At 70.5% G+C, this 8305-nt stretch carries 10 protein-coding genes; 7 read left to right on the top strand and 3 right to left on the bottom strand.

From position 1 onward, the window contains the following. Positions 1 to 67: 67 nt before the first annotated feature. Positions 68 to 208: a hypothetical protein gene (locus ACFUN8_RS36235; protein ID WP_382560210.1), complete on the top strand. Its 141-nt coding sequence runs from the start codon at positions 68 to 70 to the stop codon at positions 206 to 208. A gap of 7 nt (positions 209 to 215) precedes the next feature. On the opposite strand, the gene ACFUN8_RS36230 is transcribed toward ACFUN8_RS36235, so the two are convergent. Together ACFUN8_RS36230 and ACFUN8_RS36225 are read right to left on the bottom strand one after the other, a co-directional pair. Then, complete coding sequence (locus ACFUN8_RS36230) at positions 216 to 1229, bottom strand: aldo/keto reductase (RefSeq protein WP_383647382.1); 1014 nt, start codon at positions 1227 to 1229, stop codon at positions 216 to 218. Continuing rightward, complete coding sequence (locus ACFUN8_RS36225) at positions 1229 to 1705, bottom strand: MerR family transcriptional regulator (protein WP_382560215.1); 477 nt, start codon at positions 1703 to 1705, stop codon at positions 1229 to 1231. The genes ACFUN8_RS36230 and ACFUN8_RS36225 overlap by 1 nt, the downstream gene beginning before the upstream one ends. A gap of 112 nt (positions 1706 to 1817) precedes the next feature. Here ACFUN8_RS36225 and ACFUN8_RS36220 point away from each other — a divergent pair, with 112 nt between their 5' ends. Then, positions 1818 to 2633, top strand: a complete 816-nt coding sequence (locus ACFUN8_RS36220) for a serine hydrolase domain-containing protein (RefSeq protein ID WP_383647379.1) — start codon at positions 1818 to 1820, stop codon at positions 2631 to 2633. A 25-nt stretch (positions 2634 to 2658) separates the two neighbouring features. Here ACFUN8_RS36220 and ACFUN8_RS36215 read toward each other — a convergent pair whose 3' ends face one another. Then, positions 2659 to 3330 (bottom strand): pirin family protein, encoded by a 672-nt coding sequence (locus ACFUN8_RS36215; protein WP_383647385.1) that lies wholly within the window; start codon positions 3328 to 3330, stop codon positions 2659 to 2661. A gap of 61 nt (positions 3331 to 3391) precedes the next feature. Between ACFUN8_RS36215 and ACFUN8_RS36210 the strand changes: the two genes are divergently transcribed. From ACFUN8_RS36210 to fabF, 5 genes are all read left to right on the top strand, one after another. Beyond that, positions 3392 to 4573 (top strand): PucR family transcriptional regulator, encoded by a 1182-nt coding sequence (locus tag ACFUN8_RS36210; RefSeq protein ID WP_382560221.1) that lies wholly within the window; start codon positions 3392 to 3394, stop codon positions 4571 to 4573. Between the two features lie 89 nt (positions 4574 to 4662). Continuing rightward, positions 4663 to 5589 (top strand): ACP S-malonyltransferase, encoded by a 927-nt coding sequence (locus tag ACFUN8_RS36205; RefSeq protein ID WP_383647377.1) that lies wholly within the window; start codon positions 4663 to 4665, stop codon positions 5587 to 5589. Between the two features lie 15 nt (positions 5590 to 5604). After that, complete coding sequence (locus ACFUN8_RS36200) at positions 5605 to 6606, top strand: ketoacyl-ACP synthase III (protein WP_382560225.1); 1002 nt, start codon at positions 5605 to 5607, stop codon at positions 6604 to 6606. 72 nt (positions 6607 to 6678) lie between these two features. Then, on the top strand, positions 6679 to 6927 hold the full coding sequence (locus ACFUN8_RS36195) for an acyl carrier protein (protein ID WP_330176015.1): 249 nt from the start codon (positions 6679 to 6681) through the stop codon (positions 6925 to 6927). A 79-nt stretch (positions 6928 to 7006) separates the two neighbouring features. Continuing rightward, positions 7007 to 8269, top strand: a complete 1263-nt coding sequence (gene fabF, locus ACFUN8_RS36190; RefSeq protein ID WP_383647374.1) for a beta-ketoacyl-ACP synthase II — start codon at positions 7007 to 7009, stop codon at positions 8267 to 8269. The last annotated feature ends 36 nt before the right edge of the window (positions 8270 to 8305 follow it).

The following is an 8305-nucleotide window of genomic DNA, read 5'->3' as shown; positions in this document are numbered from 1 at the left end:
GGCCGGATAAGGGAGCGGGGTCTGGTGCGTGCGATCGCAAGGCGGAGGAGGGAGGCATGGCGGAGCCATGCCGACCGACGACAACGCGGCGGGCGTGCGTGCCAGGGACCGCGAGCCCGGCAAGATCCACACGACAGGCCCTAAGGCCCGCCGGGCGGCGGCGGGGCTGCTCGCGGCGGGCTTCGCGGTGTACGCGCTGGCGTCGTGACGTGGTGCTATTCGCGCCCGGCGGCGGTGAACGACATGTCCGGGTAGCGGTCGCCGGAGACCTGCCCGGCGATCGGCTCCAGGAGCGCCAGTTCCTCGGGGGTGAGGGTGATGCGGGTGGCGGCGGAGTTCTCCACGAGGCGGGTGCGCTTGCGGGTGCCGGGGATCGGTACGACGGTCAGGCCGTGCACCTGGGCCCGCTGCTGCACCCAGGCCAGCGCGATCTGCCCGGCGGTCGCGTCATGCGCGGCGGCGACGGTGCGGACGGGTTCGAGGAGGGCTGCGTTCCTGCTCGCGTTGTCGCCGTTGAAGCGGGGCTGGGTGAGGCGGATGTCGGCGCCCTTGAGTTCTTCCGCCTGGGTGAACGAGCCGGTCAGGAAGCCGCGTCCGAGCGGGGAGTACGGCACGAGTGCGACGCCCAGTTCGGCGGCGGCGCCCACGGCGCTCGTCTCGACGTCGCGGGAGAACAGTGACCACTCGGACTGGAGCGCGGTGATGGGGTGCAGGGCGTGCGCCTCGCGCAGTTCCGCGCCGGTGACCTCGCTCAGGCCGAGGTGTTTGACCTTGCCCTCGGCGACGAGCTCGGCCATGGTGCCGATGGACTCGGCGAACGGCACGGCGGGGTCGTGGCGGTGCATGTAGTAGAGGTCGATGACGTCGACGTCCAGGCGCCGCAGGGAGCCTTCGACGGCCTTCCTGATGTACGCGGGGTCGTTGCGGATGCCCCGGTACGCCGGGTCGTCACTGCGTTCGATGCCGAACTTGGTGGCGAGGGTGATCTCGTCGCGGTGCGCGGCGACGAACGGTGCGAGGAACGTCTCGTTGGCCCCGTGACCGTAGGAGTCGGCGGTGTCGATGAGGGTGACGCCGGTTTCGAGGGTCGCTTCGAGGGTGTCGCGGGCGGCCGTCTCGTCGGTGTCGCCGTAGAACTCGCTGATGCCCATGGCGCCGAAGCCCTGGACGCCGACCGTGGGTCCGCCGGCGCCGAGCGTCACTGTGCTGATCTTCTGGGTGGTGCTCATCATGAGGCCCTTTCCGACGCGCGGTGCGCACCGTGCGCGCCGGCGTAGAAGTCGATCTTGAAGTCGAGTACGGCGAGGGTGTCCTGGAGTTCGGCGATCCGGCTGCGTACGTCGCGCCGGGTCTGCTCCAGCAGCTCCTGCCGCTGTTCGAAGGTGTGCTCGCCCTCCCGGACCAGCTCGGCGTAGCGGACCATGTCGGCGACCGGCATGCCGGTGAGGCGCAGTTTGCCGACGAAGGTGAGCCAGTCGAGGTCGCGGTTGGTGAAGCGCCGCTGCCCGGTGTGGGACCGGTCGACGTGCGGCATGAGTCCGATGCGCTCGTACCAGCGCAGGGTGTGCGCGGTGAGGCCGGTGAAGGTGACCACTTCGCTGATCGTGTAGTGGTCCTCGCCCTCGGGTCGGGGATGCGTGGGTGGGGCCGTTACGCAGATGTCCTCGGTCGCCGTCCGGACGGGGGTGCTCTCGATCAGCGTCATGCCTTCAAACGTAGAACCTTGGAGTGCACTCGAAGCAAGCGAAACGGGGGACGATTTTGCTGGGGGTGTCCCGGGGCGGGGGGCCGGGCCGGGGCCGTCTACGCTCGTGGCCATGCAGAGCCTGGCGATGATCGAGAACTGGCCGGTTCCGACGGCCGCCGCAGCCGTCGTACGGGCGGACGGCACGGTGACAGGGTCGCACGGCCCGGCGTCGCACCGTTTCCCGCTGGCGTCCGTGACCAAGCCGCTCGCCGCGTACGCGGTGCTCGTGGCGTACGAGGAGGGGGCGGTCGAGCTGGACGAGCCGGCCGGGCCCGAGGGCTCGACGGTCCGCCATCTCCTCTCGCACACCAGCGGTCTGGCGTACGACGAGCACCGGGTGACGGCGCCGCCCGGCACGAGGCGGCTGTACTCGAACGCGGGGTTCGAGGCTCTCGGGGAGCACATCGCGAAGGCCACGGACATCCCGTTCCCGGAGTATCTGCGCCAGGCGGTCCTCGAACCGCTGGGCATGGCCTCGACCACCCTGGACGGCTCGCCCGCCAGGGACGGTGTCTCGACGGTGGACGACCTCGTCCGTTTCGCGGCGGAGCTTCAGGCACCGCGGCTGCTCGACCCCCGTACGGTGCTCGAAGCCATGACGGTGGTCCACCCGGGGCTGTCGGGGATCCTGCCGGGCTACGGGCATCAGAAGCCCAACGACTGGGGTCTGGGCTTCGAGATCCGCGACTCCAAGTCGCCGCACTGGACGGGCGGTTCGTCGTCGCCGCGGACGTTCGGCCACTTCGGCCAGTCCGGCACGTTCCTGTGGGTCGACCCGGACGCGGGCGCCGCGTGTGTCGCGCTCACCGACCGGGACTTCGGCCCGTGGGCGGTCGAGGCGTGGCCCCCGTTCACGGACGCGGTACTGGCGGAGCTGCGCGGCTAGGCCCTGATCCGAACGACAGGGCCTCTTAGGTACGGTCCCCGGGATCGGGGCCCAGCTCCCAGATCAGGGCCTCGGACGGGGCCTCCGCGGTCAGTTCGAGGCTGTCGGAGTCCGTGACGCGCGCCGAGTCGCCGGGGCCCAGTTCCACGCCCGCGAGGACCACCAGGCCCCGCACCACGTGCAGATACGCGTACACGGCGTCGGGGATCGCGGCCCGCTCCCCCTCCTGGAGCCGGCGTACGTGCAGCATCGCGCCCGCCTCGGGGAGGGCGTACGGCGTGGAGTCGGCGATGCCGTGCACGATCTCGTAGCGGGGGTCGCCGCCGGGTGTGAGCGGCGCCAGCCACATCTGGACGAAGACCAGCGGGTCCGGCCCGTCGTTGCGCTCCACGTGCCGTACGCCGCCGCCCGCGCCGAGGCGTTGGAGGTCGCCGGGGCGGACCAGCGTGGTGTTTCCGGCGGAGTCGCGATGGGTGAGTTCGCCCTCGACGACCCAGGTGACGATCTCGGTGTGGCTGTGCGGGTGTTCGTCGAAACCGGCGCCGGGGGCGAGCCGTTCCTCGTTGCAGGCGATCACCGCGCCGAACCGGAGGTTGTCGGGTTCGTAGAACTGGCCGAAGGAGAAGGCGTGGAAGGACTCGATCCCGGCGGACAGGTCACCGCCGGGATAGCGGTCGTCGGCGTACCGGACGGAAATCACGGTCCCCACGGTAGACCCGGCCCGGCACTCGCCCGTCCCGATAAGGCAGTCTTGTCCCGTGCCTGAACCCGCGAACGAAGCCCACCCGCATCCCGCGACCCTGCGCCGACTGGAGAAGTCCGCCGGCAGGCTGGCCGCGAACGCGATCGCCCGCATGGACGAGAAGCTGCCGTGGTACCGCGCGATGCCCCCGGAGAACCGTTCCTGGATCGGTCTGGTGGCGCAGGCCGGCATCGCGGCCTTCACCGAGTGGTTCCGGCACCCCGAGACCCCGCAGGCCATCTCCACCGACGTGTTCGGTACGGCTCCGCGCGAGTTGACGCGGGCCATCACGCTGCGCCAGACCGTCGAGATGGTGCGCACCACCATCGAGGTCATGGAGTCGGCGATCGAGGAGGTCGCGGCGCCCGGTGATGTGTCGGTGCTCCGTGAGGCGCTGCTCGTGTACGCGCGGGAGATCGCCTTCGCGACGGCCCAGGTGTACGCGCAGGCCGCCGAGGCCCGTGGTGCCTGGGACGCGCGGCTGGAGTCGCTGGTGGTGAACGCGGTGCTCTCCGGCGAGGCCGACGAGGGCGCAGTGTCGCGCGCGTCGGCGCTGGGCTGGAACTCGCCCGAGCATGTGTGCGTGCTGCTGGGCACCGCGCCCGACGGGGACAGCGAGCTGACGGTGGAGGCGATCCGCCGGGCCGCTCGGCACGCCAAGCTCCAGGTCCTCACGGGGGTGCTCGGCAACCGGCTGGTCGTCATCGCGGGCGGCAGCGACAATCCGCTGCAGGTCGCGAAGGCGCTGATCGGACCGTACGCGGCGGGGCCGGTGGTGGCGGGGCCGGTGGTGCCGGACCTGCTGGCGGCCACCCGGTCGGCACAGGCGGCGGCGGCCGGGCTGAAGGCGTGTTCGGCGTGGCAGGACGCGCCGCGTCCCGTACTCTCCGACGATCTGCTGCCGGAGCGGGCGATCGCGTCGGATCCGGCCGCGCGTGAGCAACTGGTGGAGGAGATCTACAGACCGCTTGAAGAAGCGGGCTCGGCGCTGCTGGAGACTCTGAGTGTGTATCTGGAGCAGGCGAGTAGTCTCGAAGGTGCCGCCCGGATGCTGTTCGTGCACCCCAACACCGTGCGCTACCGGCTTCGACGTGTGACCGACGTCACCGGATGGTCACCTTCGGATGTCCGTTCCGCTTTCACTCTGCGGATCGCTTTGATCTTGGGAAGGCTGGCCGACGGGGAATCGCCTTCCTGACCTTTTGTGGGACTTCAACAATTCCCCCGACGGTTCTTCGTCCTTGTCCCCACGGGCGGCGGAGGCCGTCCGCACGAGAGAGTAAGAGGGTGCTCGTACTCGTCGCTCCCGGCCAAGGCGCTCAGACGCCCGGCTTCCTGACTCCCTGGCTCGACCTTCCCGGTGCCGAAGACCGGCTGCGGGCGTGGTCGGCCGCCATCGACCTCGATCTGGTCCACTACGGCACGAAGGCCGACGCGGACGAGATCCGGGACACCGCGGTGGCCCAGCCGCTGCTCGTCGCCGCCGGGCTGCTGTCCGCCGACGCGCTGCGCGGGCTGCTGGGCGAGAGCGGTGTGGGCGCGGTCGCGGGGCACAGCGTCGGCGAGATCACCGCCGCCGTGTACGCGGGTGTGCTGAGCGAGGAGGCCGCGCTGGGCTTCGTCCGTACGCGCGGCCTGGCCATGGCCGAGGCCGCCGCCCTCACGCCGACCGGCATGGCGGCGCTGCTCGGGGGCGACCCCGAGGTGACCCTGCCGCATCTGGAGAAGCTCGGTCTGACCCCGGCGAACGTGAACGGGGCCGGCCAGATCGTGGCCGCCGGCACGCTGGAGCAGATCACCGCGCTGACGGAGGACAAGCCCGAGGGCGTACGCCGCGTGGTGCCGCTCAAGGTCGCGGGTGCCTTCCACACCGAGCACATGGCTCCGGCGGTGGCGGTGCTGGCGGACGCGGCCGGAAAGCTCGACGTGTCCGACCCGGCCCTGCCGTACGTGTCCAACAAGGACGGGCAGACTGTGGCCACGGGGGCCGAGGTCGTCGCGCGTCTGGTCGGCCAGGTCGCCAACCCGGTCCGCTGGGACCTGTGCATGGAGACATTCACGGCGCGGGGCGTGACGGCGCTGATCGAGCTGTGCCCCGGTGGCACACTGACCGGCATCGCCAAGCGCGCCCTGCCCGGTGTACGGACCCTGGCGCTCAAGACCCCCGCCGACCTCGACGCGGCTCGCGAGATCGTCGCAGAGCACGCTTCCTAAGGAGCCCGAGAGAGCATGGCGAAGATCAGGCCCAGCCAGGGCGCGCCGTACGCCCGCATCATGGGTGTCGGCGGCTACCGTCCGACGCGCGTGGTGCCCAACGAGGTGATCCTGGAGACGATCGACTCGTCCGACGAGTGGATCCGCTCGCGCTCCGGTATCGCGACCCGTCACTGGGCCTCGGACGAGGAGACCGTGGCGATGATGTCGATCGAGGCGTCCGGCAAGGCCATCGCCGACGCCGGGATCACGCCCGAGCAGATCGGCGGCGTGATCGTGTCGACCGTCTCGCACTTCAAGCAGACACCGGCCATCGCGACGGAGATCGCCGACAAGATCGGCGCGGGCAGGCCCGCCGCGTTCGACATCTCGGCGGGCTGCGCCGGCTTCGGTTACGGGCTGACGCTCGCCAAGGGCATGGTCGTCGAGGGTTCGGCGGAGTACGTCCTGGTCATCGGGGTGGAGCGGCTGTCGGACCTCACCGACCTCGAAGACCGTGCCACGGCGTTCCTGTTCGGCGACGGAGCGGGCGCGGTCGTCGTCGGCCCGTCGGACGAGCCGCAGATCGGCCCCACGGTCTGGGGTTCCGAGGGTGACAAGTCCAACACGATCATGCAGACCGTGCCGTGGGACGACTACCGCGACAAGAAGGTCGAGAAGTTCCCGGCCCTCACGCAGGAGGGCCAGGCGGTGTTCCGCTGGGCCGTCTTCGAGATGGCGAAGATCGCCCAACAGGCCCTCGACGCGGCCGGGATCACCTCGGCGGACCTGGACGTCTTCATTCCGCACCAGGCCAACATGCGGATCATCGACTCGATGGTGAAGACTCTGAAGCTGCCCGAACACGTCACGGTCGCCCGTGACGTGGAGACCACCGGAAACACCTCGGCCGCCTCGATCCCGCTCGCGATGGAGCGGCTTCTGGCGACCGGTCAGGCGAAGAGCGGCGACACCGCGCTCGTCATCGGCTTCGGGGCGGGTCTCGTGTACGCCGCTACGGTCGTTACCCTCCCCTAGGCACACCGGAGCTTTCCGGACCGTGCTCGTACAAATCCCTCTGCTCACGCGGAATATCGAAGGAGCGCCCACATGGCCGCCACTCAGGAAGAGATCGTCACCGGTCTCGCGGAGATCGTGAACGAGATCGCCGGTATCCCGGTCGAGGACGTCCAGCTGGACAAGTCCTTCACCGACGACCTGGACGTCGACTCGCTGTCCATGGTCGAGGTCGTCGTCGCCGCCGAGGAGCGCTTCGACGTGAAGATCCCGGACGACGACGTCAAGAACCTGAAGACCGTCGGCGACGCCGCCGACTACATCGCGAAGCACCAGGGCTGATCCAGCTCGCGCGGCTGACGCCACCCGGTGGTGGCGCCGTAAAAATTCCGCACCCTCTACACGTGGAGAAAGAATTCCAGTGAGCCCGACCAATCGCACCGTGGTCGTCACCGGTATCGGCGCAACCACACCGCTGGGTGGCGACAGCGCATCGACCTGGGAGGGCCTGCTCGCCGGCCGCTCCGGCGTCAAGCCCCTCGAAGGTGAGAGGTTCGCCGACCTGCCGGTCCGGATCGCCGCGCTCGCCGCGGTCGACCCGGGCGATGTGCTGCCCCGCCCGCTCGCCCGCAAGCTGGACCGCTCGGCGCAGTTCGCGCTGATCGCGGCCCGCGAGGCGTGGGCCGACGCGGGCTACAAGGCCAAGGCCGGCGAGGACGAGGCGATCGCCCCCGAACGTCTCGGCACGGTCATCGCCTCCGGCATCGGCGGCGTGACCACCCTGCTCGACCAGTACGACACGCTGAAGGAGAGGGGCGCACGCCGCGTCTCCCCGCACACCGTGCCGATGCTGATGCCCAACGGCCCCTCCGCCAACGTCGGTCTGGAGGTGAACGCCCAGGCGGGCGTGCACACCCCGGTGTCCGCGTGCGCGTCGGGCGCCGAGGCGATCGGCTACGCCGTGGAGATGATCCGCACCGGGCGCGCCGACGTCGTGGTGGCGGGCGGCACGGAGGCGGCGATCCACCCGCTGCCGGTCGCCGCGTTCGCCAACATGATGGCGATGTCGAAGAACAACGACGAGCCCGAGAAGGCGTCCCGCCCCTACGACAAGGCCCGTGACGGCTTCGTCCTCGGCGAGGGCGCGGGTGTCGTGGTCCTGGAGTCCGCCGAGCACGCGGCCGCGCGCGGCGCGCGCGTCTACTGCGAGGTGCTGGGCCAGGGCCTGTCCGCCGACAGCCACCACATCGCGCAGCCGGAGCCCACCGGCCGCGGCGTCGCCGCCGCCATGCAGAACCTGCTCGACAACACCGGCATGAAGCCGTCGGAGGTCGTGCACCTGAACGCGCACGCCACCTCGACGCCGCAGGGCGACATCGCGGAGATCAAGGCGCTGCGCCGGGTCCTGGGCGAGGACCTCGACCATGTCGCGGTCTCCGGTACGAAGTCGATGACCGGCCATCTGCTGGGCGGCGCCGGGGGCATCGAGACGGTGGCGACGGTGCTCGCGCTGTACCACCGGCTGGCCCCGCCGACGATCAACCTCGACGATCTGGACGAGGAGGTCGACGCGGACGTCGTGCGCGGTGAGCCGCGTGTGCTGCCCGGGGGCACGATCTCGGCGATCAACAACTCGTTCGGCTTCGGCGGCCACAACGTGGTGCTGGCGCTCCGCTCGGTCTGATCCACCCGTACGCGTATGTGCCGGAGGCCCGGCTCC

Source organism: Streptomyces sp. NPDC057307 (assembly GCF_042667665.1).
Taxonomy (GTDB): Bacteria; Actinomycetota; Actinomycetes; order Streptomycetales; family Streptomycetaceae; genus Streptomyces.
Note: the sequence above shows the minus strand (reverse complement) of the source record. Positions and strands in the feature narration are given on the sequence as shown.

What these genes read in the sequence shown, in the direction of transcription:
- ACFUN8_RS36235 (WP_382560210.1), top strand. Translation starts at nt 68, where the DNA reads ATGCCGACCGACGACAACGCGGCGGGCGTGCGTGCCAGGGACCGCGAG.
- ACFUN8_RS36230 (WP_383647382.1), bottom strand. Translation starts at nt 1,229, where the DNA reads ATGAGCACCACCCAGAAGATCAGCACAGTGACGCTCGGCGCCGGCGGA.
- ACFUN8_RS36225 (WP_382560215.1), bottom strand. Translation starts at nt 1,705, where the DNA reads ATGACGCTGATCGAGAGCACCCCCGTCCGGACGGCGACCGAGGACATC.
- ACFUN8_RS36220 (WP_383647379.1), top strand. Translation starts at nt 1,818, where the DNA reads ATGCAGAGCCTGGCGATGATCGAGAACTGGCCGGTTCCGACGGCCGCC.
- ACFUN8_RS36200 (WP_382560225.1), top strand. Translation starts at nt 5,605, where the DNA reads ATGGCGAAGATCAGGCCCAGCCAGGGCGCGCCGTACGCCCGCATCATG.
- ACFUN8_RS36195 (WP_330176015.1), top strand. Translation starts at nt 6,679, where the DNA reads ATGGCCGCCACTCAGGAAGAGATCGTCACCGGTCTCGCGGAGATCGTG.